Source organism: Paraburkholderia phenoliruptrix (assembly GCF_902859825.1).
GTDB classification, from domain to species: Bacteria; Pseudomonadota; Gammaproteobacteria; order Burkholderiales; family Burkholderiaceae; genus Paraburkholderia; species Paraburkholderia phenoliruptrix.
This window is the reverse complement of the sequence record NZ_CADIKB010000046.1, coordinates 12,193-35,040: the sequence shown is the minus strand read 5'-3', so window position 1 is coordinate 35,040 and position 22,848 is coordinate 12,193. Positions and strand designations below refer to the sequence as shown.

Here is a 22,848-nt window from a genome sequence, read left to right as displayed (position 1 = left end):
CCCTGCGCGCGAGCGCCCGATATCAACCAATCACTACGGGGTACACCAGATGAAGAAAGTAGCGCTCGCTGCAGCGATATTGACGATGTGCTTGACGGCACACGCGAAGGTGACCACGTCCATCGACGGCGGGACTTCGTACATCCACCTCGGTGCGTTTTCGAAGGCGTCGTGCCAAGCCCTGATGGCCTCGCCGGTTCTGGCGAAGGTGCGAGTTTCGGTCGACGGTCATGTTATGCCGACTGGCGATGTCACCTGCCGTGACGGGGTCAAGGTGGATCTGGTGACCACGGAGCCTGTCATGAAAACAACGCCGACCGAGATCACGACCTGGCCGCTGGCTAAGTCGGATTGCATGGTGCTGGCGATGAAGCAACTGGAGAAAGGCCCGGTCCGCATCAATGGCGCAGCGGTCAGCAAAGCCGACCAGGTTGAGCATGCGTGTGCGAAGTCGAGCAACTCGGTATCGGTGCCGCTTTAACGGAAAAGACGCCATGGCCTCGACGACGTATCACATCCATATCCCGATCGCGACTTTGTTGGCCATGTCAGATGTTGAACTGGCCGACACCCTGTCACCCGGAACGGCTGTCGAATTGCGGGCAATGCTCGTGTGCATGAAGGCTGCTGGCAAGACAGTGTTTACCGGCGACAACTGTGATCGGCAGGGCGCAGACGGTGCATGCTTGGGGCATCGGCGAGATTGAACGGAGAATCCATGGATCAGATCAGCACATCGGCGGCAGCGATTGGCGACTGCAAGCGCGAAGGCCGCGATGCCTTTCGCAAGCACGGGGTCACGGGGCAAACGAAACATGACTACCCTGACGGCAGCGTGCAGAAAGTGGCATTTCTCGAGGGTTTTTCGGACGAGAAGTTTGTGGCCGGCGACCGCGCCCTCAATGAGGCTCGCGCGTATGACGCCCTGACGGTACGTGATGCCTCGATCGATCGGGCATGGGCCGAAAAGCTCAGTTCGGGAAACATCCATTGAAGGCCTGCCAGATGGCGCACCGTTCAGCCGAATCGTCGGCAGGCGATCGGTTCATCAATAGGGATGGCTGCATCGTGGGCGTGACGTTCCTGCCCAGAAGCGGCGCACGGCCAGCTGTCGTGGCTATCCGCACGAAAGTCGCGTCGGGAAAGTACAAAGCGACCGGCATCTCAGTCGAGAACGTGGATTTTCGCGAGGCGTACGAGCGCGCGGTCCACGTTTTCGCGGACATGCACGAAATAGATCGCTCCGATCCTGTCAGGAAGCGGCTGCTGGCCACTCGGGAGAGCTTCATGATCAAATACGGCCTGACGACCCGCACGGTCTGCTACGAGCAAGTCGTCAGACTCTGAAGCCAAGGCCGGGAATTTCCCGCTACTTATCGATCCGCGGCAGGATCCTACCTAGGTCCCGGCGGGCCGGCGGTCGCGCAAGAATGCGGTGATCCGTTCGCGCGACCGGCTGGTTCCGAGTTCACCATTGGGCAGTCGAAGAGGCGAGACTTGACCTTCATCACTGCCGTGGACGGGATACCCAGTCGCGCACCTCGGCGCGCAAGCCGTACCTCGGTTCCTTCAGCCAAGCCTCGAGCGCTGCTCGGCGATCTTGCCATTCGCAATCCCCGAGATCGAACTCCTCTTCCACCTTCTCAGTGTCGTCGTCGCGCAAATATGCGAAGACGACATCCTTGCCGTTCCACCACGCGATAGACAGGCCGTCGAGTTCTGCCACTGTGCCGGGCGGAAGGTCCCGCAGCAGCATCCCGACTTGCAACTTGAACGCCGCGACTGCGACCTCGTCATCCTCTTGCCGATGAGACTCCGCTGGTGGCGCCCCTGAGTCATCAGCTGTCGCGGCGGCGGGCTTCCATGCCGATAAAAACCCGTACTTTGTCCAAAGGAAAGGAAGGCGGCCCACCTCATCCTCGGATAGACCCGAGTAGGCGCAGAAATGGTCGAAGTCCTCGAGCGGAGAGTGGCCGTGCGCGCTCTTCAGATGGCCGATGCATTCGAGCACCAACGCAATGCCTTTTTCCGGATCTTTGTAACACATAATCTGTCCCCCTCTCCTCGAAGTCTGTGCAGCATTACGCGTGCCACCGACTCACGTTTAATGTACCAGTCGCCACGCGCGATCGATCGCCGAAAAGACGATTGGCACGAAGTCGTGGCCGTCAAACGAAACAGGTCGGTCGTCGTTGGGGTAGGAAAGGGCGGCTGGCGCGCAGATCATTTGCAGCAGCCGCGCGCTGAAGAGTCCGCCGGCGCGGACTTCGGTCAACACCTCTTCCTCGATCTGGTGGATCAGCTTCCACGTCAGGACGCCCTTGTCGCGATGCCGCGCGACGACATGCGGCAGGACTGCCTCTACGGCCGCCTGCGCATCAAAAAGCACGTTGTAGTTTTCCATCGGTTTCCTCTCGTAGAGTTCAGTGAAAATTACGGCTCGCCGTTGGCAATTCGCCGAGGAGGTGCGACACGTCCGCGAGTCGTTGTGCAACGAGGTGCCTCACATCGCCCTGGCGCTGCCACACGCCGTAGACGGCAAGCAGTGACGAGCCAAGCGCCTCGCGCCTCTGGCGCTCGAGCACCGACTGCCAGACGATCACGTTGACGGATCCCGTCTCGTCCTCGAGCGTCATGAACATCACGCCGTTCGCCGTGCCTGGGCGCTGGCGCACGGTGACGATGCCGCACGCTCGCGCGAGCTGGCCGTCGCGATAGCGCATGAGCGCTTCGGCGGGCATCAGGCGCATCGCCAGCAACTTCTTGCGCAGCAAGGCGAGCGGGTGGCGGCCGAGCGTGAGGCCTGTCGAACGGTAGTCGGCGATCAGGTTCTGCCCTTCGGTTGGCGCGACCAGCGCGGGTGCTTCTTCCTCACGCCCTGTCGCGCGCAACAGATCTTTCTCGGGGACGGCTGCGACGGCTGCCCACAGCGCCTGCCGCCTGTCCCCCGCGAGCGGCTTCAGCGCGTTGGCGGCCGCGAGCACCTGCAGGTCATGGCGATCCAGTTGCGCCCGGTTCGCGAGGTCCGCGACGTCGCGGAACAGCCTCACCGCGCGTGCCGCTTCAATGCGCCGCGCGGTCTCCTCACGCATGCCGCGAATCAGGGACATGCCAAGACGCACCGGCGCCATGCTGCCGTCGCCTTCCATCGTTGAATCCCAGCCGCTAACTGTCACATCAACCGGCAACACGCCGACGCCGTGACGCTTTGCATCCTGAACCAGTTGCGATGGCGAATAGAAGCCCATTGGCTGGCTGTTGAGCATCGCGCAGAGGAACGCCGCGGGCTCATGGCGCTTGAGCCAGCAGCTCGCGTAGACGAGCAGCGCAAAGCTTGCCGCGTGGCTCTCCGGAAAGCCGTATTCGCCGAAGCCCTGGATCTGCGCGAAGATCGACTCGGCAAATTCGCGGTCGTAGCCGCGCTGGAGCATCCCTTCGACGATGCGGTCGTGGTAGTGCTGCAAGCCGCCCTTGCGCTTCCATGCGGCCATCGCGCGGCGTAGCTGGTCCGCTTCGCCCGCGCTGAAGCCTGCCGCGAGCATCGCCACCTGCATCACCTGCTCCTGGAAGATCGGCACGCCGAGCGTGCGCTTGAGCGCCTGTTCGACGTCCGGACTCGGATAGCTGACGGGTTCCAGCCCCTGCCGACGACGAAGGTACGGATGCACCATGCCCCCCTGTACAGGGCCAGGGCGCACGATCGCGACTTCGATCACGAGGTCATAGAACTCGCGTGGTCTAAGGCGCGGCAGCATGCTCATCTGGGCGCGTGATTCAATCTGGAACACGCCGACGGTGTCGGCCGCGCAGATCATGTCGTAGGTCGCCTCGTCCTCGGCAGGGATGTCCTGCATCTCGAATGGCTCGCCGCGCTGCTGCGAGACCAGTTCGAGCGTGCGGCGAATCGCCGACAGCATGCCGAGCGCGAGCACGTCGATTTTCAGCAGGCCCAGCGCTTCCAGATCGTCCTTGTCCCACTGGATGACGGTGCGATCCTGCATCGACGCGTTTTCGACGGGCACGAGTCGCGAGAGCTTGCCTCGCGCGATCACGAAACCGCCGGTGTGCTGGCTCAGGTGACGCGGAAAGCCGAGGAGCGTCGCGGCGAGCGTCGCCCACTGCTGGATGATCGACGTCTCCGGGTCGAGTCCGCTATCAACAAAACGACGGATAAGATCGGCGCTCGAATCAAACCAGTGATGCTCTTTTGCGACGCGATCAACGATTACCGGATCGATGCCTAGCGCTTTTCCGGAATCCCTGATCGCGGAGCGCGGTCGATATGTCGTCACCGCGGCCGCCAGCGCCGCGCGGGTCCGTGTGTACTTACGGTAGATGTACTGAATGACCTCTTCGCGCCTCTGGTGTTCAAAATCGACGTCGATGTCTGGCGGCTCCCCGCGCTCTTTACTGATGAAGCGCTCAAACAGCATGCTGCTTCGATCGGGGTCGACCTCCGTGACACCCAGGCAGAAGCAGACTGCGGAGTTGGCCGCCGAGCCGCGTCCCTGACACAGGATGCCTTCGTTGCGTGCGAATCGGACAATGTCGTACACGGTTAGGAAGTAGGGCTCGTACTTCAGGTCAGCGATCAGCGACAGTTCGTGCTCGATTTGCGTCTGCACGCTGTGCGGAATGCCTCGAGGATAGCGGCGCTGCGCGCCCTGATAGGTTTCGCGCCGGAGGTACGCGGTAGGCGTGGTGCCGGCTGGCACGAGCTCGTCGGGATATTCGTATCGAAGCTCGTCGAGCATGAACGTGCAGCGCGCCGAGATGTTGAGCGTTTGCGCGAGCGCGTCCGCCGGATAGACGTTGGCCAGGCGCAACCGCGAGCGGAGATGCTGTTCGGCGTTTGGTGCCAGTTCGAATCCGCATTCCGTCACGGGCCGGTTCAGGCGGATCGCGGTCAACGTGTCCTGAAGCGGCTTGCGCGAGCGCACGTGCATCAGCACCTGGCCGGTGGCGACAACGCTGAGTCCATGCCGCTCGGCGACGTCGTAGACCGTGTTGCGATGCAGGTCATCGAGCGCGCGGGCATGCAGGGTCAGCCCCATCCAGCAACGATCGGTGCCGAACGTCTGCGCCGCCCATTGCGCCTGCGCGTCGAGGCGCGCGTCCTTCGCGGGAAAGTCGGGCGTTAGAATGATCAAACAGTCGCGTAGGGCCCGCAGATGCGTGTACGGCGGGTCTGGATGCTCGAGATCGTGCGGATACACGACATATGTGCCCTTGACCGTGCGTGTGCGCGCGAGCGTGATGAGTTCGGAGAGGTTGCCGTAGCCCTCGCGGTTCTGGGCGATCGCGGTGAAGGCAAGGGCAGGCGAGCCGTCGGCGTTCGTGAGGCGAAAATGCGCGCCAACCAGCAGTTTAATGCCCGCTTCCTTCGCGGCGACGTGCGCGCGCACAATGCCCGCAAGCGAGCATTCGTCGGTGACCGCAATTGCCTCGTACCCAAGCTGCGCCGCGCGCACGGCCAGTTCCTCGGCATGCGAAGCGCCCCGAAGGAACGTGAAGTTGGACGCGCACTGCAACTCGGCATAGCCGGGCAGGCCGAACGAAACGGGCGGCATGGCTTATCCGAACAGTCCATGCAGGTACCAGCGCGGCTCGTCTTCATCGACAGCGCCGATCCGCTCACGATAGATCCAGTAGCAGATGTGCTCGTCGGCCTCGGCAACGAAGTAGTCGCGCGTCACGGGCTCGCCCTGGAACCAGCCCGCTTCGACCCGCTCGCCGGAAGACACCGTGCGCAGGGGCGAGCCGTAAAACGGTCGCTCGCCGCGCATCAGCAGTTTGACTGGTGACTCCAGCAGCCAGGCGGGACGCGGCGTGTCCGCCGCCGGCGCCACGTACTTGGTCTTGTCCGTGACGGGCACCCAGCGCGCGGCGACCTCGGGCCGGTGGTCGGCGACTGGGGCGGGCTTCAGCACGTTTTCCGAACCAAGTCGCGCGACCAGCAGTTCAAGCAGCCGCGCGTGATCCGCAGCCGTGCCGCCGGGCTCAGGGAAGAGGGAATCTGACGCGGGTTCAGCCTCTTTCACTTCCTGCACAACGAGCTGCAGTGCGATGACGGCGGCCGCGAGTTCGACGCGGCCTAGCCGCTCCTTCAACAGGCGCAGCAGGTGGTCTTCGCGCCACGTCGGCTCGGCAAGCGACACCTCGATCATGGACGGCTCGATCGCGTCCCGGCCCCGCTCATGTTCGAGCAGCAGCACTGCGCGCGTGACGGCGAGCTGCTTCTGTGACAGCCAGCCCGTTAGCTGGACGACGAGCCGGCGCGCCGCAAAAAGGCATGCTTCCGCATGCTCGATGCGATCGGGCAGTTCGACGCGCGCCTGGAAGGTTGGTGGCGTCTCAAACCATTCGTACACTTCGGGTGCGACTCCGTTGGCGCGGTCGAGCACATCAAGCAGTGCCGTGCCGCAGCGTTTTTTCAGTCCCGTCCGGGGCAGGCGCATCAGTTGTCCTACTGTCTCGCAGCCGATACCCGTCAGCCAGTCAAGGTGACGGCGGGCGGGCGTTGGCAGGCTCACGGGCAGTCCGGAGAGGGAGCGTACGAGCGAGGCGTGCGACAGCGCGACGCCGCCGCGGTACCGCGCGAGCAGCCATGCCGCTTGCCCCGTCGGTGCGACGCTTATCGTGGCCGTTACTCCGATCGCGTCGGCGACTCGGCGCGCCATGCGGCGCATCGACCGGATGCCGCCAAAGAGCCGCAGGCTCGCTGACACGTCGACGAGCACCGTACTTTCCTCGGCGATCGCGACCTGCGGTGAAAGGTTTAGCAATCCGGTCGCGATCTCGCGCACCGCGTTGACTTCCGCCGTACCGTCGCGCTCCCGCATGACGGTGTCGGGCGCCAGCGTGAGGACCCCGCCGCGGCGCATGCCGATGCAGACCCCCGCAGCGCGTGCGGACGGGTCGGCGGCAATGACGCGCTCCTTTTCGAGCACGGCGAGGCCTGCGTTGTGACCCCGTTCACGCGACCACTTCGGCCGGAACACTTCGAGGCACACCAACGGGAGATGGAGGCCTATCCACAATTGCATGGCGTTTTACGTTCAGGATCGGGGAGGGTGTCAGGGAGACGAACAGCGGCTCATCACGGGCAGGGCCGCGACGCTTCAGAAACTGGACATCGACACCGCCTTTCGCCGCGCGAATCGCGAGGCGCAACGGGGCAGGCGACGCGTCACGTGTCGTCGCCAGCGGCCGCACCATGAAGAAGAGCGACTCGGACGTCTGTGCGGCCAGATGCAGCCGACGCACCGACTCGGGCCGCACGTGCTGCTGCCAGAACACGAGAGCGCCGCAGGTACCCGCGCGCAGGATCTGCTCGGCAGCCCACAGCGCGTCGGCTGTTTTCGGTGCTTTCACGATCATCAGGTTCGACGGATCGAGCCCCCACCACGCGAACGCGGTCGGCTGGACGTTGTGCGGCGGCTGCAGGAGCATGACCGGTCTGGATCCGAGGCGCTCGAAGGCGGGGCGCAACAAACGCAGTTCGCCGCAACCGGTCTGCTGGACAAGCAGATCAGTGAGCGCGCCGCGCGGCCAGCCGCCGCCGGGCAGTTCAGCCGCCAGAAGTTTGTCGCCGCAATGAACGACCCGCGCCGCTGGACGGGCGAGCTGGTTTCCCTTCCATAAATCGGGATGGATCGCTTCAGGAAGCAATACGGCGTTCATGGCACTCTCCACCAAAACACTGTATAAAAAAACAGTATATCCTGGCTGGAACGCGCCGCACAGTCGCGAGCGAGGCCGATAGTCGTGTGACGACGTCGAGCGAAGAGAAAAGCCGGCGCGTAACTTCGTCCCAGCGCGGAAGGGCGGATGTCTACCCCGTGCTCGAGCCCTGACTGCCATTTCGCCGACGCATGATTGTCGGTTCCCCCGGTTGCGCAGGGGCGCATAGCCCGGCCGCAATTGGAAAGCCGCCCGCATGCGCGCTGTTTCGCAGTTCTGCGCAGCGAACGCTCCCCCTACAATCGCTCTTGCCGTGGCCGCGGGGAATCTATCCGAATCCGCGCAGGGTCGCCATGCTGGCTGGGCTGCGAGATCGGCCGATTCCAGAGAGGAAAGGCCGAAAACGCATCGCGGTCCAGGAGCCGAGGAGCACACATGATGGTAGAGAGCGGGACGGAAACTAAGGGCTTCGCGTCTGGTGACCGGATCTTCTTCCTGATCACCGAGTCACAGACCGACCGCGTGGAGGTCTGGATTGGCGCGTCCCACGAAGACGTGATGGGCGCGCTGGAAGCGGTCGGCCAGACGGCGTTGCGGATCGTCAACCTGACGGAACTGGAGGGCTGGATGGAGAAGGCGGTCGCAAGCATTCTGCATCACAAAGCGCAGGCGTTACCGGCAGGCACTGTGAGTAGCATGAGCGATCTCATTCGCGAAGGCATGAGCGGCTATTTCGTAGCGTTCGGTGAGCACGTGAAGGGTGCTGGCGATGTGGCGCTTGGCAAGGCCGCCGGTGAAGCGGATCGTGGCCGGGTAGTCGGGAAGATGTTGGCCGCAGGCCGTACGTTAACGCTGGTTGTGCCGTTCGATATTTTGAGCGTCACGATGCAAAGAATGTTGGCGGTGAAATCTGGTAATGCAGACCCCGATTATCTGGTCTGCCGCTAGCAGCTTCCAGACATCAAGCGTTGTTTCTCAAGCGGCCCGCGACGCATTTCGTAAAGAAGCGCGAGCGGGCCATTTCTATTCTGGAGCACGGCGCAGCCTCGATGATGCCTCTAGAAGCGGAGCCGTGAGTCAATAGAATGAGGACTTCGAAGCGAGAGGGAGAGTTTTGATGCGGAACACGACCGTACTGGCCACGAGAGAGGATTTTAATCCGTTCACGCTCGCACTCAAGGCGCGTTGCGAGGCCGAGGGCGAAGTGCTCGTATGCATGCGCAATGGCGAGTACTGCAAGGTTGTCTATCGGCCGGCCAACCCAGAGGAATACACGGGCGAGGCCTTCCACAAGCCGGATCACTCAGCTTACTGGGACCCCAACGGGGAATCCGTCACCAGCTCCGATTTCGATATCGTGGAACTCCCCGATGCCCTTGCAACGCCCCACACGAAGAAAATCACGGCCGTCGAATTCCGTGACGGCGCCCGCGATGTGGTCCTGAAGGCGCTCGACAGCTATATGCGCGAGCTGACCGGATGTGACAACGCCTGCGGCGCCCGCGACGCTGACCTGCCGCAGTTGTTTGTGGGCATCGACGCTCACATGGACCGCATTGCGGCGCGTTTCAACCGCCCCGACAGCGACGAGGTCGGCTCGGCCTACCTCTCGATCTCCGGCTGAACAGAGACACCCCGCCGCAGGCGAGAGACCGAATGATATTGAACACCTATTCCGTAACCCGTGCCGTGCGGTCCGCCGGCGAGCAGATCAAGGCTCGTGTCGTGTTGCTCGCCATGTTCGTGGGCTCGATGTGGCTGACATTCTTCCTTTCCGCCGCGGTACCGGCGCTGCATCTCACCCGGCATGGCGTCGTTCCGCGCACGCTGAGCGGACTGCAGGGCATCCTGTTCGCCCCCTGGCTGCACGCCAACCTCGGGCATATCATGGCCAACACAGGCGGCTTGCTGATCCTCGGCTGGCTGGCCATGTGGCCGCGCATCTCAAACTTCTACGAAGCGCTCCTTGGCTCGATGCTGGGCGCGGGGCTTTGTGCCTGGCTTTTCGGATCGGCTTGGTCCGACCATATCGGTGCGAGCGGCGTCGTGTTCGGATTCGCAGGATATCTCGTCGGGCGGGGGATCTATACGCGCAACGTCCTCGCGGTCGTGGTGGCGCTATTCGTCGCCGGCACGTATGGATTGAGCATGCTGCTCGGTGTGCTGCCGATCTATCCCGGAATCTCGTGGCAAAGTCATCTTGGCGGCGCGTTCGGCGGATTTCTGGCAGCGCGCAGCGCCCGTGGTGAGCGCACGTAAATGAATCTGATCAGGAAGCTCAAGGAACCCCATGAACCTTGCTGAGTTGCTGGATACGACCGATTCGCTACGCAGGCATGGCCTGATTGTCGAGCGGACCACAACCGACTCGATACGAGCGAACGTCCCGCACGTCCGGTACCACTCGCCGTCCGGGTACGAGTGCGGGTATCTCGGTTCAGGGCCAGCGGACCTCGCCCTGTCCGTTCTGCATGCCCTGTTGCCTCCCTTGACGCTCGAGGAAGAAGAGAAGCAATACGAGCTCGTCGGCGCGGCATTCGACGAAGCGATCAACAATCCGGCGCGATGGGCCGAATGCGTGGGCCCGGACCGCGTGCGCGTCAGCAACCTCGCAATGGTTCTTCACCAACGTTTCAAGGAAGCATTCATCGCGACCATGCCCGCGGAGGGCGGATACGTCCCTATCCAGTCGATTCTCGAATGGATAAACGAGCATCGAGCACTATGAAGCCAGACCAGCCACTCATGAATAAAATCACATGTCACGGATGCCGGGGCTGCCTCTACACAGCGCCCGGTGGTCAAGCGTGGAACCGGGAGCCTCATTCACGATGCGTCGAACTGAATGTCGACGTGCCCATGATTCTCGGAGAGCACGATAAGTGGGTTGGGTCAAAAGTACCGAGTGGGTGCCCTCAATTTGCCCAATCGAATCTCTTCTGAAGATGAGACAGGCTATCCAGATGATCATTCGCTCCGCGGCCGCGGTGATCGCCGTCACGTCCATGGCCGCAGCGCATGCCGGCGCCCCGGATCAACCGTTCCGTGTGCAGTCGGACACCCCGATAGGCGAGGTTTTCATCGGAAACTCGATCGGATGGCTCGTCAGCGTCCATGACGATCGTCGAGTGGTCACCGTCATGCGAAACGCGCGGTATGCGACAGCAACCAACATGATTTTCGTGACGCCGGGCGGACTCGCGACCTACGACATCGCAAGGGACGGGAGAGTGGAGCTGGACACCGATCGGCGGATCATGCCGAACAATGGAACGCTCGAACTCGCGCCGGTGAGAGTGTCTGTCCTTGAATTTCCCGGCGAGGTCAAGCGGGTCGAGTGGACGCGCCCGCTCGCGCTTCAGGTTCAGGCGGTGATCGATCACCACTACGTCGCGCTGAAGTATGCGCCGATGATCGGTGGACCAACGATAAGCGGCCCCCGTCGCCTGACGGTTACCACGGATTCCGGAACGTATTCGTTCAACCTCGTAGCCGGAACTGACGGGGCGCCAGTGTATCGAGTAAGCGAGGGGAACTGAATTTCGCCAGTGCCTATCTTCTCCCTGGCCGTCGACTCTCGAAATGATCGACGATGACTGGAGACCAGAGCGCAACGGCCCGCTGCATGCTCCCTGGAGCGCTGGCGGGCCGTTTCGCATTTGTGCTTCTTCAATCACTGCATGGTGGCGAACGCGTAGACGATGAAGATCAGTAGGCTGCTGGCGACCTGAAGCACGAAGCCCTTCCAGCCAGCCGCTTTCGGGCTGATCCCCATGAGTTCGGAAAGTCTGTACCAGATCATGATCGTGAAAATCAGACCGATGAAGGTCAGGTCCACATGCCTGTTGATCATGTGATCGATTGCGATCAGGAACGCGAACACCAAGCCGGTGGACCCAAGATGGATCAGCACGCCCTGCGTGTCCGGCCTGCGGATGGTGACGCCCAAGACTCTCATCGGATATCCCCGTAAAGCAGGTCGCCTCGTTGTTCTCGGACGGCCTGGTGCCGGCATTGTACGCAGAAGCTACGAAGCCATCTATACGCGCCTACTGCGGCCGTTCCGCGGGCTGCAAAAGCGCATAGTCCATGAAGTCGCTCGGGCCGAGAGAGGAGCGGAAAACGGTCTTGTTGCCGTCCGGAGCCGGCGAAGCCAGCTCTTTCTCCGCCGAATAGGCGTCCGCCCAGTCGACGTAGAGGCTTCCGTTGTTGCTCACGGTTCGGATGACGCCGCGGATCTTCGGATCGTGAACGCAGAAAATCTCGCGACCCCGCATCGTTTCGACATACCAGGGAAGCTGATCCAGATGGATATTTCCCGCCTGCCGCGATGTATGGATGGTCCTCGTGCGGGCAGCGTTAAACGCGGCGCTGTCAAAGGGTAGATGCGGTGCGGCCGGCGGTAAGCTGACGCGCGGCTGGTCGGCAAGGGCGGTTTCGTAGGCAACGTAAGTCATGGGCTGGCGCTCTGTTGGGGAGAGACCAGACTGCCATGTCGGCACGTCGTTTCAAGCGGGCTCGATCAAGTGAGCGCGCGCAAGTCAGACAGGTGCTGGCTACCGCGGCCAACACGCAGCGAAAGCGAGATGCAGCGGGCATGCGATCGCCCGGCGCGTTTCACTTCAGATAGGCGATGTACGCACTGAAATCGATCGGCGCGACCGTTCCAACTTGCTGCAAACGCTGCAGTAGGGTGAACAGGAAAAAGGCTAGCGCGTTGTCGGCGCCGCTGACGACCAGTTCAGATGCCTCGTTCGAAAACGCGCCAGCTCGCGCGACACACCCAAGGTTAATAGAACGCGCTCCGGTCAAGCCCGCCATGACCTCGGAAAACGCTTCTCCGAAGGGCGGCGACCACCCACTCTCTGTGCACAGCAGCCCAGCCAGAATGGGAATCGGTTGCTTCAACGGTGTCGCCCCTCGAATGTCGACCGTTGCCGCGCTGGTCCGATGCAGCGCGCGCACAGAAGCGGCCTTGTCCGCCGCGTATCCGAGATGGTTCTTGTCGAGCGATTGCTTGACTTCGAACACGGCATAGACCGCTTCAGCAGGCACGTACAGGAAGTCCTGATGCTTCAGCACGAGATGGCTGTACTGGCGATCGTAGACCACGATGTCAATTGAATCACTGCAATTGCCTCGACTATCGATCACGGTCGCCTTGTCGGCGCGATAGCGCTCCGGCAGGTGTCTGGCCAGCATTCCCAGCCAGTTCGCTTCAACCGCGGCCCCTTTGTCACCAGGGTGGTTGATAGCACTGCGTGCGAGTGCGAGGTCGCCGGCGAGTGACGACTGAAGGTCGGCGAAAAGTACTCTCAGGTCAATCTGATTTGACACGGCATCACCATACAAAATCGCTGTAATAAGGCCGCGCACGCGCGATACCAGCGGCTTGCGCGACCGCTCGCTTTTCCGCTTGCGTCAGGTCATCCGAGATGCAGTTCGCGGTGTTCGCAGGGTCCATTATCCGGCGTGTCTCCAGATTCGCGCGCAGCCATTCGAGGGTAAGCGAGAGGTTCGCGGCAAGCTCTCCGTACCGGCGTCCAGACAGAGCCTCCAGCACACAGAGTTCCAGATAGAAGGACGGAAAATTCAGGCCGGCCAAGTGCCGCCAAAGTTTGACCAGGCGGATCTCGCCCGTACGGCCCGAGTTGCGCACCGTGTCGATGTGCATCGAGACGTTTGTCTGGCGCCAGCTATCGCCGCGCCGGTGATACAACGAATGCCAGTTTTGATAACCCGCTTGCTTCCGACCGGGAACAAGGTCGACTGAAAGGCCGTCGACAGTGACACCAATCGAGACATTCTGCTGTCGCGGGGCCCAGCCCCACCCTTGGGCAGCGATGTACAGCTTGCCGAAGATCTCTTTCAACGTCTCCGGCGTTTGCGAGCTGAGAGAGATGAAAATGTCCATATCCGTTGAGCAGCTATTCGCCGTGCCTTTGGCGATCGAACCGGAATAGGTCGCCTCCACGAGGTAGGCCCCTGCCCAGTGCGCAATGCGCGGGTAGATGATCTGGCTTGCCACGGCCTGCACGCGTGCTTGCCCGACTTCGTACTTGTTCAGCAAGCCGGCAAGGTAAGCGTCAGCCATGGTGATCTCGTGTGATTGAGGTCTATGGGGCGCAGTTCGTCACGATGAGCGCTTTTCCGCATTCCCGAACGGAACGGAGAGGCGGTCGGTCGCTTCGATCAGTTCAGGCAGCTTCTCCGCGTCCCTTGACGGTATGAATCCACCATGTACCTTGCGGATCGCTAGAATCAAGTCAGCCGCCACCAATCCAGCCTGCGCGCATTCCCACAGGTCTACTTTCAGCCAATGATCGTCGTCGAAGTCGAAATAGGTCGTGTAAATGGCCGCGTCTTTGCCGCCGACGAATTCGAAGTTGTGGAAGCTGTTGTATACGTTGGCGTGGGCCGTCTGCTCGTTGATTAAATCTTTTACCCGCCTGATCTCGTCAGAGTGAGTCTTGAAGTGCTTGCCTATCCAGGCGTAGGCAGCTCGCGATGCCTTCTGTGGGTCGTGCTTCTTGTCCGCGGTATCGAAATAGTTCGTGGTATCGACGTGACCCAGCGAAAACGCGGCGTGTACCGTCGACTCGAGAAAGTAGCGGAGTACCATCTTTGCCTGAATCCGGTGCTGACGTACAAGAGACATCAGGCTAAGGGTGTGGGACTTCTTCATCTGAGAGAGGAAGCGCAGGAAGATGTCGCAATCCTTTGTGGGCCATGAAATGATGTTCGACAGCAGCAGGCTGACATCTCGCGCGGTCGTGAAATAGTCGCCGTAGCGCTCTTCGGCGCTCAAGACCATTTGATGCTCGATGTGGGAAAATTCTTCGATACTCACTTGAGCTCCTTTCTGGCCGCCACGAGAGAGCTGCCTTCTGCATCAGCGCCGGTTGGGTCGCGAACCAAGGCAGTGTAGCGACTTATACGCATCACCGCCCCCTCCCGGCCACAAGACTCAGCCCTGTCTGTGCGGCCGACGGCGCTGGCGATCTCAACTGCATTGCGGAACGAACAGACGCGGCGTGGCGCTTAGCCGTGGCGTTTCAGCCAGCGCGCAGCCAGCTTTGTAGCACGGACATGATCCCAGATGCGGGCCCGATGCTGGTCGGTCAATGTGGCTGCGGTGAGGACGCCTTCCCACGTGCGCATCGCCGCGTCTACGGTCTCGGTGATGGTCTTCGACAAAGCGGCTTCTGGCAGATCCCAGTGGTTCGCCCATTGGCGTACGACGGCCGGAGAAATCTCGCGAGCCTTGATGCCGTCGACCAGCTTAAGGCCGTGCCCGGTCGAGCCGTTCCATGCGCTGTACGCCACGATATCGTAAGCCGGTGAAAGCGCGGCAGTACGCGGAGTCGTATACAGCAGGCCGAAATTCTTGAGGTGTGCGTCGGGGTTGCCGAGCAGTTCGTTGACGGTCAGTCGGCGCAGCAGTTCGTGCACGTCGTCCTCGCCGCTCGTCGAGCGTGCGAGCAGGACCAGACCGAGATCCGCATAGGAAAGCGAGTACTTGTTCTGCGGCAGCGTTGACGTGACCTGCGCCATGTCCTCCGCGTGCAGACGGCCGTTCGGTGTGCTGGCGTCCCGGTCGAAGCGATGCACCAGCAGGAAGCGGGTGGAATCTTCCCGCATGGCCTCGTGCAACTGGCCAGCAATCTCCGTGAGTGGCAGCAGTTCGTGCTCGCATGTTGTAACTCCCGCTGCGCGGGCAAGACTCAGCGAAGCGTGTTCGACCTCGGGCATCTGCGGAAAGTCGGACGCTGGCAGCTTGCCGATGTAGTGGCCGCCGTTATTTTTCGAGCGCATGACGTACCGCCCGCCAGGCTCGCGCACGAGCGCGACCTTCGGCTGCACGCCGGAGATCGACGTCGATTCGGGCGCCGGCATCTGTGCGGAACTCATCTCAAAGCTGTCGTTGCCCTGTGTGAGGAGGCGGCCGAGCTCCTGTTCGGTGAGCGTTTCCTGCACGGCCTGCACGTTGCCGGGCAGATCCGAGCCGCAGTAAGCGAGCAGACCGAGGCTATCGCGCTCCTCGATGTCGGCCATCTCGACCAACTGGCGGCGCAGCCGACCCTCAGGCAGCAGGTTCTCGAAGAAGGGCGGCAGGCCGCGCTTGCCGTCACCGCGTGTTTCTTCGAGCGCCGGGTCGAGCAGTTGTGATCGCGTCTGGGCTTCGGTTTCCGCTTCGAAGGCTTGCGAGAGCACCGGGCGCTCTGCCTCGGGCATCATCGCGTAGGCCTCGTCGAAGCGGAAATAGCTGCGGCCATCATCGAGCTCGAAGAGCGATCCGACGTTGACCGTGTCGATGACGATGCGCAGGGAACGGACAAGACTCATGGACAGCTCCTGCGGCTCAGCGGCGGAAGAAGGAGCCGTCTTCGATCCACTGGATGCGATCCAGGGTCGGACGGAAATCCCCGTAGGCGACTGCGGCTTGCTTCGGGTTGAACCCGTGCTTTCTCTGCAGCGACTCGGCTCGACGCCCAAGGGCTGCGATCAAGTTCGCCTTGCTGAATCGTTCACTCATCGTTTTTTTCAGTGCGAATTGGGTTTTGAGATCGTTGATGACCTATTCCTTGGAGGTGCGATCCCGCCGCGTGGCCAGAAGCCGCTTGAGCGCGCCGCTGCGCAGGTTCGTATCGCTACCGACCATCGGCGCCAAGCCACGCGGCAGGACATTAAGATCCAGATCGAGGACGTGGCAAACCGCCAGCAGCGTGCTGAGGCGGGGGTTTCCCGTTCCGGTTTCCAGTTCGCGGAGCGTAAGGCGGTTCACTGATGCGCGGTCTGCGAGTTGGCTGGCGCTCATTCCGCGGGCCTCGCGTGCCTTCCGGATATCGGATCCAAGTGTGGCGGATGTGGTCATCATAGTAACCAAAATGGCTGGATGGCTACCATAATAGCATGGTTAGCAAAGTAGCCAAGCGGCCACAGTGGTTGCTATGATTGCCATGCCACCGGGCGGCGGGCGCCAGAAGAAGATTCCAGACTGGATTTGTCGAAGCAAACGCCGATATTCAACAAAGAGCCAGAAATTCCGGAGTGGAATCGCGCAGCTCACGATCAGCCCTTCAGCAAGGTGTCCGCGAGGGCTAGAAGCGTTAGGCGGCGTCGATAGAATTGGGGCTGGACAGGAGAGCAGGAGAGCGGCAAACGATGACCACGAGATTGACGAAAATTGCCCGGAGCGAGAAGCCCGCGCACCAACAGGTCCATGCGGACGAGCTCGCCATCGGGGAAATCTGGCGCGAGAAAGTCAAGGTCGTCGTTAGCAAGATCACGGCGCCGCGGGTCACGGCCGAGCGGTGGCGCTGGTTTGCGAAGCAGGCTGGCAGCAGGGTTACGCTGGGTCGAGGCACCCGTGCGGCCCTGCTTCTGGGACCGGGCTTCAAATCGAAGGACGAAGCGATTGCCGCCCTGATGGGAACGACTTCGCGGGGCGACGCCTGAGGATTGCATGAGCAAGTACGAAAAACTGGACCAACTCATTCTGGAGCGGATCGGCGCAACGCCTGCACCTGGGCTTTTGACGCCGGTCGCGCCGGTGCCGTTCCTTCTGATCAGCGCGAATCCAGCAATAAGCACCGAAAGTGAACGCCTCGCGCAGATCGAAAAGACCGAAGCTAGACAGGGAAAAAGCAGCGCGCCGGGTTGGCGCATCATTGATCGACGCCTGCAGGCGCTTCGCAAGGCAGAGAAGATCCGGTCGACGTCCAAGGGCTGGGCGCTCGCCGGCGAGGCAGCCTGACGATGGGTCACAAACGTCTTCTCGACCCGGAGGCATGATGGATCTGACACAGTTCGCCAGAGTGAGCGACACCGTTGAATGCCAGGTGCGGATTCCGCTCCCGGGCACTATTCGCATGCAACTGCTGACCCCGGAGGCCAGCGCGCATGCGAATGATCTACTGATGGACCAGTGCAGTGGGTGGAAGCTGGTTCCGTCGAACAGGGAAAAGCATGTTGCTGAATAGATGGAAGACGGAAGCGCTGGCCAGGGAAGGCGATGGCAGCAGCATTGTCAACGCTTTGCCGTCCGCCGGGATTTCGGTGGGACTTGTGGCGCTAGAGATCCAGAGAGCAGGACGCTCGAATAGGGAACGACAACGATGAAGGGCAAGCACGTTTTGTCCTGCGGTGCGCTCGGCGGCCGCAGCCCAAAGACCGGGAAGCGAGTTGGCGAGCGCCATCGCTGGAGCGGTTGCGGATGGGGGAAAGGGCACTGCGAGTTTTGTTTCCGCACGCTGGAGCAGGTACTCGTCGATGACGCTGTAAAGGACGGATCGCCGCAGCACCTGGAGCGAGCGCTAACGACGATGCTGTGACGACTTCGGCGCGTGAGCGCTCCGTACCGGCCGGTAGCCGACAAGGATATCAATTATGGGAATCGCGATTGTTCCGGCAACGCTGCTCGCGGGTGGCGGCGCTATTTGGCTGGGGATGCCGGGGCTGTTGGTCCTGGTCGTGTGCGCTCTGGTTATAGCAGTCGGCTCGTTTGCGGTGTCACGAGACGCGCGCACGATCAGCATCGCCATCGCGCTCGCGAGTGCAGCCTTGCTGAAGTTTGTAGTGTTCCGGCAACCCGGGGTGGCCGACCTGCTGCGCACGCAATATGAGACGCTTTCCCTCCTGGACTCGGATTGGTTCGTCGGATGCCTAGCCGCCATTTCCATTCCGCTTTCAGCTCTGTTCGGAATCTATGGTCCGCTCCAAGGGAGCTACCGACTGGACCTGTTTGGTGGGAGCGCCGGAAAATTTCTCATCAGCGTTGCTGCATGGCTGGCCACCTCTGGAGCACTGTATGAACACTTCAGCGGCCATAATCAGGTTGCGGTAGTCCTTGGCGTCGCTGCTCTCGCGTTCTTCGTCCTGAGCTTCCGCCGTGATCCGAAGGCCGACGCTCAGGCGTGAGGGAAGTCTTCGACGTAACGAAGATCTGATCCGCTGCGTCCTAACCATTGAACAAGCCCGCATGGACAAGTCACGAGTCAAGGTAATCACGGAAATGAATCCACGACTGCTCGGTTTTCGGTTACCGCTGCGCCACTTCGTTGCCGTGACGCTGATCGTCGCGCTTACCTGTGTGGGCGTTGCCGCGGTAGATCATTACCCCTACTACACCGAACGATTCTTCGGTGCGCTGTTCAAGGTGATCGTGACTTTCTACCCGTCTATTCCGGCCACGACGGTCGTGCACGAGCTGGGGCATCTGCTGATGGGGCTGGCGTTTGGGGTGCCGGTGACCGAGGTGAGGCTTGGCGGCGGAAAGAATCGTCGTGTCATCCCATTCGGGACGAATTTCCGCCTCATCCTCGGATGGCTTCCCGTCACGGGCCATGTGGAATTTAGATGGCTGCCGTTGTCCCGTAGCCGCCGTATAGCGATGTACGGGGCTGGTGTGGGCGCCACGATTCTTGCCGCAATCGTGGTCTGTGCCTTCCCGTTCCGGGGGCAGTTTGCCTATCAGGGTGGAGTTCTGCTGGTTGTCGTCTTTTCCGCCCTGGGAAACATCTTCGAGCGTCACCCGGACAAGGTCACCGGCCGGTGGTCGGACGGCGAGGCGATTCGAGGTCTGTGGAAGTACTCGACGACCGCATAGCGAATACGTGCTGGCTTGAAACGAAGGGCGACATCGCTAGTATTGGTCATGCAAGCACAGTTGCTGCCAATCACGGGGAAACAGCGATGTCCAAAGAGGTCTGCTACTGGCACGACGAAATGAGCGAAGAGATCGCCCGTCGCGTGCTCGGCTCGCATTTCAGCTATGCCGTCGCACAAGGTATCGCTTTCTGCGAAGGCCGCGCGGCCGGCGCCTGGCAGGCCAACCTGCAGGAATCCTTCGGCGCGTACAAGACCGCCGCCCGTGTCGCCGCGACTGCGCATCCCTGATCGCACACCGGTACGATCTTCTCCAGCGAGCCCCGACCATGAACAAGAACCAGTACCGCATCGCCCGCCGTATGTTCCGTGATAACGGTCGGTACGCCCTCCAGTGGATGCGCAAGGACATCGGCGAGGAGATGGCGCGCATCGTCGCGATCCGCACGGATCATCTTGCCGATCGCGAAGAACTGTTCCGTGACATGGGCTGGGGCATCCAGCTCTCGAAGAGCATTGCTCTCGATATCGCCGCGCGCCGCGCGATCCTTATGCTGAGTCCAATGGAGCGAACGCCCCCCTTCATCGCAAACCCGCTCTGGGGCGCCAGAGTCCTCGCGCTCGCGGCCTGAGGCTCAGACCGTTTCTTCCGGGCTGACTGGGTACTCAGGAGGATCGACGCCGAGGAACCACGAGATCCTTCCGATGTGGTTTTCCACGTCGCGGATGTCGAACCACCCGCTGGCGACGCCGTACATCGCGACCTCGATCGCGAGCTTGCCCGTCGTATCCGGCGAGTCATAGGGCGCCGTTCGTAGGGCGCGGAACGCTGAGACCTCGCTGTGTCCGGTACGGTCGAAGAATCTTGCGGTCGCGCCGCGAAGGTCGAAGACTTCGGCCACAACTCGGTGACCCTGATAGCCGAGCGAAGACGTTGTCCCGTTCGGGGAGTCCGCGCAATTCGGACAACCTTGCGCATTCCGCACGAACATCCGATCGACTCCGAGGCCGAAGGCTGCTTTGATCTCGCTCGCCTTGCTCTCCGCCAGCGCTTTCCGCGCGGGAATCCGGCAGTTCTGGCACAGGATCGGCAACAGGTGCTGGTGGCTGATGATCAACGGTGGCCCGTCGCCGCGCACGAGCTCGTTCCAGCGCGATGCCGGCAGCGACCAATGAAGGGTCGTCGCCACGGCGAAGGCACCCATCGACTGCATCAGCACAATCCCGCGCATGGTCTTCTGGACCAGCTCTTGTTCCGGCTCGCGCAGGCTGGCTGATACCTCGCCATGAAGCGTGACCTCCGGGTCGAGGGCGGTCAGCGCCCTCGTTGTCGTGTGCCGGCCGTTGTTGGCCGCGCCGGAAACGATGCAGCAACCGCCGCCGCGCGTCGCTTGCTGGAGCAGCCGGACCTGATCAGGGAGAAATCCCATCTCCTCGAGGCGGCGCGCCTGATTGAGCGGGCGGATAGCAATCACGATGTCGCGGGCGCCGGCGTAGTCGGCCTCATCCGTCCAGGCAAACTCAAGATCAACCGGTTGCCCGGTCGACGGCGATAGCCCACGCACGAAGCCCATTGTTGTGTCGTCCTCGTTGTGGCTCATTTGCGCCTTGCTGGACAGCCATTCAAAGATATCGCTGACCTCTGCCAGCGTGCGCGGCTGGCCTTTGACCAGTCGCTTGTGCACGCGGTACCAGACACTCGATTCCCGCGTTCCCCGTTTGATATGGATCTTGTGCCCGCCGACCACCTCCGCTTCGGCAAGCAGCGACAGCAGTTCCGTGGGGAGGGCATTCTGAGTGGGTGCGCCATTCTGGCGGGCCAGCGCATTGCGGCTCCGGGCCGACGGACGAATTTCCTGAATGATTCGCTCAGCGGCAACGCGCGATAGGGTAGGCAAGCCGGCATGCGCACGGTATCGGATCAATCGCGCGACCTGATATTCGAGGCGCGTCGCCAGTTCGTGAGGCGGAAGATCTTCGTCATCTGGCGATGGCTGAGTGACAGCCACGCCGGCGGCTTGATGGAGTTCGTTCCAGCTTGAATAGCCGAGCACGAAAGCGAGCTCGTCCTGCGCGGCGCCGAGTTTCAGGCCGGTCAGACGGGCATGCAGTTTGGAAACCCGCTTGGGGCGAGTGAGAGAACAGAAGAAGATGCGCATGGCGATTTTCCGTAATCGACCACATGCCCACTATGCGGTCGAATCAAGAAAATCGACCGGGTGTGACGTAAAGCAGACGTCGGCTCGGAGAGCACTGCCAGCGTGGGCGGCATGGGGCGACGGCACCATTGGCGCAAGAGTAGGGGGAATTGTCGCAATCGTCAACGCCAGATTGATGCGCAGCGGGAATTTTTTCTCAAATCCTACGGAAAGACCGCCCTGATAGCTTCCCATTTCAGGTTCCTGACAAGAAGCGCGCTCCATAGAATGATCGGCTACAAGGCAGAGAAGGGTCGATGGCCAGCCTGCCGAGTCGTCTGCGCGCTCGTGCGCCGGTGTATCCAGCCTTGGAGAGCATCATGCCGGGAATTTCCCGTCAGGAACTGAAACAGGCGTGGAGCAGGATCATCCAGCCGATGGAGCCTGCCTACGTCTATGAGCAAGCCCGCCGACTGGCGATGGAAGCATTCGACGCAGCAGTCACAGACCTGACTGCCGCGCTCACGGAACTCCCTGCCGGAATCTGTGCGCAATTCGGAGTGGCGGAAGCAGAAGGCGAGGTTTGGACGTTCTGGCTCGCCTGTGAGCGCAAGTCCACGCTGCTGTGGGCGTCGGGCCCGCGCGAGGCGGTCTTCGAGGACGCAGTCGATCCCGGCCGCTACGAGGGTATCAGCGTGCACGACGCGCAGATCGCCACGAGGCTGATTCGAGCGTGGCTCGCGTCGGTCGATCGCAAGACCGTCGCCTATCCGGTCGAGACGCTGCGCGAAGCCCGCGGGCGGCGCGCTGACGATCTCCTCTGATGACTTTCGACACGCGCAGGCTGCTGGCTACGGCGGCGCGACAACCCTGATCTCCCATGGAGGAAACGATGGACCACGGCAATGAACTATTCCTCGCACGCCGACAGGCGGCAAAAGCGATCACCTGGCCGGCGAAGACGCTCTTTCTGCTCAATCCGGATCCGGTAGTGCGCAAGAAGCTCAAGCATCTCGCGCTGGTGATAGGCGCAGCGGCAGCGGTGTTCGCGGTCACTGGTTCTGGCGGTCCGGTTCAGGGCTTGATCCGGTCGCTTGAGTACCGTCACATGCGGCCAGCCATGGAGGCCGCCATGCAATCAGGCAATCGTGCGGCGGGCACCTGGCTCGCCCTGCACTACCGGAAAGACTACCCGGCTCTTCTGGAGCAGGAAGCGGACGCGGGCGAGCCGACGGCAATGTTCCTTATCGGGCGCCTGATGAGTCGTGTCGATCATCCGGAACGCGCGATCAAAATCGATCCGTCGATGTCCGCTTCCCAGGTGAAGGCGAAGGGGTTCGAGCTCATGCGTCGCGCGGCAGCCGCCGGCAACCAGGACGCTCTGAAGTATCTGATCCAGAGCGGCGGCCTGTAAGCGGCC

At 61.9% G+C, this 22,848-nt stretch carries 31 protein-coding genes; 17 read left to right on the top strand and 14 right to left on the bottom strand.

Translation table 11 applies throughout. From position 1 onward, the window contains the following. Positions 1 to 49: 49 nt before the first annotated feature. From HV711_RS28760 to HV711_RS28745, 4 genes are read left to right on the top strand one after another with little or no spacing between them, the layout of a single operon-like run. A complete protein-coding gene (locus HV711_RS28760) occupies positions 50 to 481 on the top strand; it encodes a hypothetical protein (protein ID WP_035483001.1) in 432 nt (143 codons plus the stop codon). A 13-nt stretch (positions 482 to 494) separates the two neighbouring features. Beyond that, positions 495 to 707: a hypothetical protein gene (locus HV711_RS28755; protein WP_035482999.1), complete on the top strand. Its 213-nt coding sequence runs from the start codon at positions 495 to 497 to the stop codon at positions 705 to 707. 11 nt (positions 708 to 718) lie between these two features. Then, positions 719 to 994, top strand: a complete 276-nt coding sequence (locus HV711_RS28750) for a hypothetical protein (RefSeq protein ID WP_035482997.1) — start codon at positions 719 to 721, stop codon at positions 992 to 994. Between the two features lie 11 nt (positions 995 to 1,005). Continuing rightward, complete coding sequence (locus tag HV711_RS28745; protein ID WP_035482995.1) at positions 1,006 to 1,347, top strand: hypothetical protein; 342 nt, start codon at positions 1,006 to 1,008, stop codon at positions 1,345 to 1,347. 160 nt (positions 1,348 to 1,507) lie between these two features. On the opposite strand, the gene HV711_RS28740 is transcribed toward HV711_RS28745, so the two are convergent. The 5 genes from HV711_RS28740 to imuA are packed head-to-tail and all read right to left on the bottom strand — an operon-like array spanning position 1,508 to position 7,683. After that, positions 1,508 to 2,047 (bottom strand): hypothetical protein, encoded by a 540-nt coding sequence (locus tag HV711_RS28740; protein WP_051224524.1) that lies wholly within the window; start codon positions 2,045 to 2,047, stop codon positions 1,508 to 1,510. A gap of 57 nt (positions 2,048 to 2,104) precedes the next feature. After that, the gene (locus HV711_RS28735; RefSeq protein WP_035482993.1) at positions 2,105 to 2,404 is read right to left on the bottom strand and encodes a DUF2471 family protein; all 300 of its coding nucleotides are present in this window, start codon (positions 2,402 to 2,404) and stop codon (positions 2,105 to 2,107) included. A 19-nt stretch (positions 2,405 to 2,423) separates the two neighbouring features. Next, entirely contained in the window at positions 2,424 to 5,570 is a 3,147-nt protein-coding gene (locus HV711_RS28730; protein ID WP_035482991.1) for an error-prone DNA polymerase, read from the bottom strand. A 3-nt stretch (positions 5,571 to 5,573) separates the two neighbouring features. Beyond that, positions 5,574 to 7,046 carry a Y-family DNA polymerase gene (locus HV711_RS28725; protein ID WP_035482989.1) on the bottom strand — a complete coding sequence of 491 codons (1,473 nt, stop codon included), beginning with the start codon at positions 7,044 to 7,046 and terminating at the stop codon, positions 5,574 to 5,576. After that, positions 6,976 to 7,683 carry a translesion DNA synthesis-associated protein ImuA gene (gene imuA, locus HV711_RS28720; RefSeq protein WP_035482987.1) on the bottom strand — a complete coding sequence of 236 codons (708 nt, stop codon included), beginning with the start codon at positions 7,681 to 7,683 and terminating at the stop codon, positions 6,976 to 6,978. Before imuA ends, HV711_RS28725 begins: the two co-directional genes overlap by 71 nt. A gap of 435 nt (positions 7,684 to 8,118) precedes the next feature. Here imuA and HV711_RS28715 point away from each other — a divergent pair, with 435 nt between their 5' ends. From HV711_RS28715 to HV711_RS28695, 5 genes are all read left to right on the top strand, one after another. Further along, complete coding sequence (locus HV711_RS28715) at positions 8,119 to 8,631, top strand: hypothetical protein (protein WP_035482986.1); 513 nt, start codon at positions 8,119 to 8,121, stop codon at positions 8,629 to 8,631. A 169-nt stretch (positions 8,632 to 8,800) separates the two neighbouring features. Further along, positions 8,801 to 9,307 (top strand): hypothetical protein, encoded by a 507-nt coding sequence (locus tag HV711_RS28710; RefSeq protein ID WP_035482984.1) that lies wholly within the window; start codon positions 8,801 to 8,803, stop codon positions 9,305 to 9,307. Positions 9,308 to 9,345: 38 nt separating this feature from the next. Further along, positions 9,346 to 9,942 carry a rhomboid family intramembrane serine protease gene (locus HV711_RS28705; protein WP_244142754.1) on the top strand — a complete coding sequence of 199 codons (597 nt, stop codon included), beginning with the start codon at positions 9,346 to 9,348 and terminating at the stop codon, positions 9,940 to 9,942. 31 nt (positions 9,943 to 9,973) lie between these two features. Continuing rightward, positions 9,974 to 10,411: a DUF6166 domain-containing protein gene (locus HV711_RS28700; protein ID WP_035482982.1), complete on the top strand. Its 438-nt coding sequence runs from the start codon at positions 9,974 to 9,976 to the stop codon at positions 10,409 to 10,411. A gap of 235 nt (positions 10,412 to 10,646) precedes the next feature. Continuing rightward, positions 10,647 to 11,222, top strand: a complete 576-nt coding sequence (locus HV711_RS28695) for a hypothetical protein (protein ID WP_175145451.1) — start codon at positions 10,647 to 10,649, stop codon at positions 11,220 to 11,222. A 134-nt stretch (positions 11,223 to 11,356) separates the two neighbouring features. Here HV711_RS28695 and HV711_RS28690 read toward each other — a convergent pair whose 3' ends face one another. The 7 genes from HV711_RS28690 to HV711_RS28660 form a co-directional block, all read right to left on the bottom strand. Then, positions 11,357 to 11,641, bottom strand: a complete 285-nt coding sequence (locus HV711_RS28690; protein WP_035482980.1) for a hypothetical protein — start codon at positions 11,639 to 11,641, stop codon at positions 11,357 to 11,359. A 91-nt stretch (positions 11,642 to 11,732) separates the two neighbouring features. After that, a complete protein-coding gene (locus HV711_RS28685; protein ID WP_035482979.1) occupies positions 11,733 to 12,140 on the bottom strand; it encodes a hypothetical protein in 408 nt (135 codons plus the stop codon). A gap of 160 nt (positions 12,141 to 12,300) precedes the next feature. Then, entirely contained in the window at positions 12,301 to 13,020 is a 720-nt protein-coding gene (locus HV711_RS28680; RefSeq protein ID WP_175145449.1) for a DUF6602 domain-containing protein, read from the bottom strand. 4 nt (positions 13,021 to 13,024) lie between these two features. Beyond that, the gene (locus HV711_RS28675; protein WP_035482976.1) at positions 13,025 to 13,777 is read right to left on the bottom strand and encodes a nucleotidyltransferase family protein; all 753 of its coding nucleotides are present in this window, start codon (positions 13,775 to 13,777) and stop codon (positions 13,025 to 13,027) included. A 39-nt stretch (positions 13,778 to 13,816) separates the two neighbouring features. Next, complete coding sequence (locus HV711_RS28670; protein ID WP_035482975.1) at positions 13,817 to 14,533, bottom strand: hypothetical protein; 717 nt, start codon at positions 14,531 to 14,533, stop codon at positions 13,817 to 13,819. Between the two features lie 191 nt (positions 14,534 to 14,724). Further along, positions 14,725 to 16,179, bottom strand: coding sequence for a type II toxin-antitoxin system HipA family toxin (locus HV711_RS28665; protein ID WP_244142753.1), 1,455 nt, complete (start codon positions 16,177 to 16,179; stop codon positions 14,725 to 14,727). An 82-nt stretch (positions 16,180 to 16,261) separates the two neighbouring features. Continuing rightward, on the bottom strand, positions 16,262 to 16,558 hold the full coding sequence (locus HV711_RS28660; RefSeq protein ID WP_279612671.1) for a helix-turn-helix transcriptional regulator: 297 nt from the start codon (positions 16,556 to 16,558) through the stop codon (positions 16,262 to 16,264). Between the two features lie 290 nt (positions 16,559 to 16,848). Between HV711_RS28660 and HV711_RS28655 the strand changes: the two genes are divergently transcribed. The 6 genes from HV711_RS28655 to HV711_RS28630 all read left to right on the top strand — a co-directional run bounded on the left by HV711_RS28655 (position 16,849) and on the right by HV711_RS28630 (position 19,922). After that, positions 16,849 to 17,142 (top strand): hypothetical protein, encoded by a 294-nt coding sequence (locus tag HV711_RS28655; RefSeq protein WP_035482970.1) that lies wholly within the window; start codon positions 16,849 to 16,851, stop codon positions 17,140 to 17,142. Between the two features lie 7 nt (positions 17,143 to 17,149). After that, positions 17,150 to 17,440 carry a hypothetical protein gene (locus HV711_RS28650; RefSeq protein WP_035482968.1) on the top strand — a complete coding sequence of 97 codons (291 nt, stop codon included), beginning with the start codon at positions 17,150 to 17,152 and terminating at the stop codon, positions 17,438 to 17,440. A gap of 632 nt (positions 17,441 to 18,072) precedes the next feature. Beyond that, positions 18,073 to 18,603: a hypothetical protein gene (locus HV711_RS28645; protein ID WP_035482966.1), complete on the top strand. Its 531-nt coding sequence runs from the start codon at positions 18,073 to 18,075 to the stop codon at positions 18,601 to 18,603. Between the two features lie 61 nt (positions 18,604 to 18,664). After that, a complete protein-coding gene (locus HV711_RS28640) occupies positions 18,665 to 19,291 on the top strand; it encodes a site-2 protease family protein (RefSeq protein WP_051224516.1) in 627 nt (208 codons plus the stop codon). Further along, on the top strand, positions 19,267 to 19,581 hold the full coding sequence (locus HV711_RS28635) for a hypothetical protein (RefSeq protein ID WP_175145445.1): 315 nt from the start codon (positions 19,267 to 19,269) through the stop codon (positions 19,579 to 19,581). The genes HV711_RS28640 and HV711_RS28635 overlap by 25 nt, the downstream gene beginning before the upstream one ends. A 38-nt stretch (positions 19,582 to 19,619) precedes the next feature. Further along, complete coding sequence (locus HV711_RS28630) at positions 19,620 to 19,922, top strand: hypothetical protein (RefSeq protein WP_035482963.1); 303 nt, start codon at positions 19,620 to 19,622, stop codon at positions 19,920 to 19,922. A gap of 3 nt (positions 19,923 to 19,925) precedes the next feature. Here the strand turns inward: HV711_RS28630 and HV711_RS28625 are convergent, their stop codons facing one another. Both HV711_RS28625 and HV711_RS28620 read right to left on the bottom strand, forming a co-directional pair. After that, positions 19,926 to 21,449, bottom strand: coding sequence for a hypothetical protein (locus HV711_RS28625; RefSeq protein WP_035482961.1), 1,524 nt, complete (start codon positions 21,447 to 21,449; stop codon positions 19,926 to 19,928). Positions 21,450 to 21,479: 30 nt separating this feature from the next. Beyond that, positions 21,480 to 21,683 (bottom strand): hypothetical protein, encoded by a 204-nt coding sequence (locus HV711_RS28620; protein WP_175145443.1) that lies wholly within the window; start codon positions 21,681 to 21,683, stop codon positions 21,480 to 21,482. Positions 21,684 to 21,808: 125 nt separating this feature from the next. Between HV711_RS28620 and HV711_RS28615 the strand changes: the two genes are divergently transcribed. Both HV711_RS28615 and HV711_RS28610 read left to right on the top strand, forming a co-directional pair. After that, positions 21,809 to 22,252, top strand: coding sequence for a hypothetical protein (locus HV711_RS28615; protein ID WP_175145441.1), 444 nt, complete (start codon positions 21,809 to 21,811; stop codon positions 22,250 to 22,252). Positions 22,253 to 22,320: 68 nt separating this feature from the next. Continuing rightward, entirely contained in the window at positions 22,321 to 22,842 is a 522-nt protein-coding gene (locus HV711_RS28610) for a hypothetical protein (protein WP_035482958.1), read from the top strand. The last annotated feature ends 6 nt before the right edge of the window (positions 22,843 to 22,848 follow it).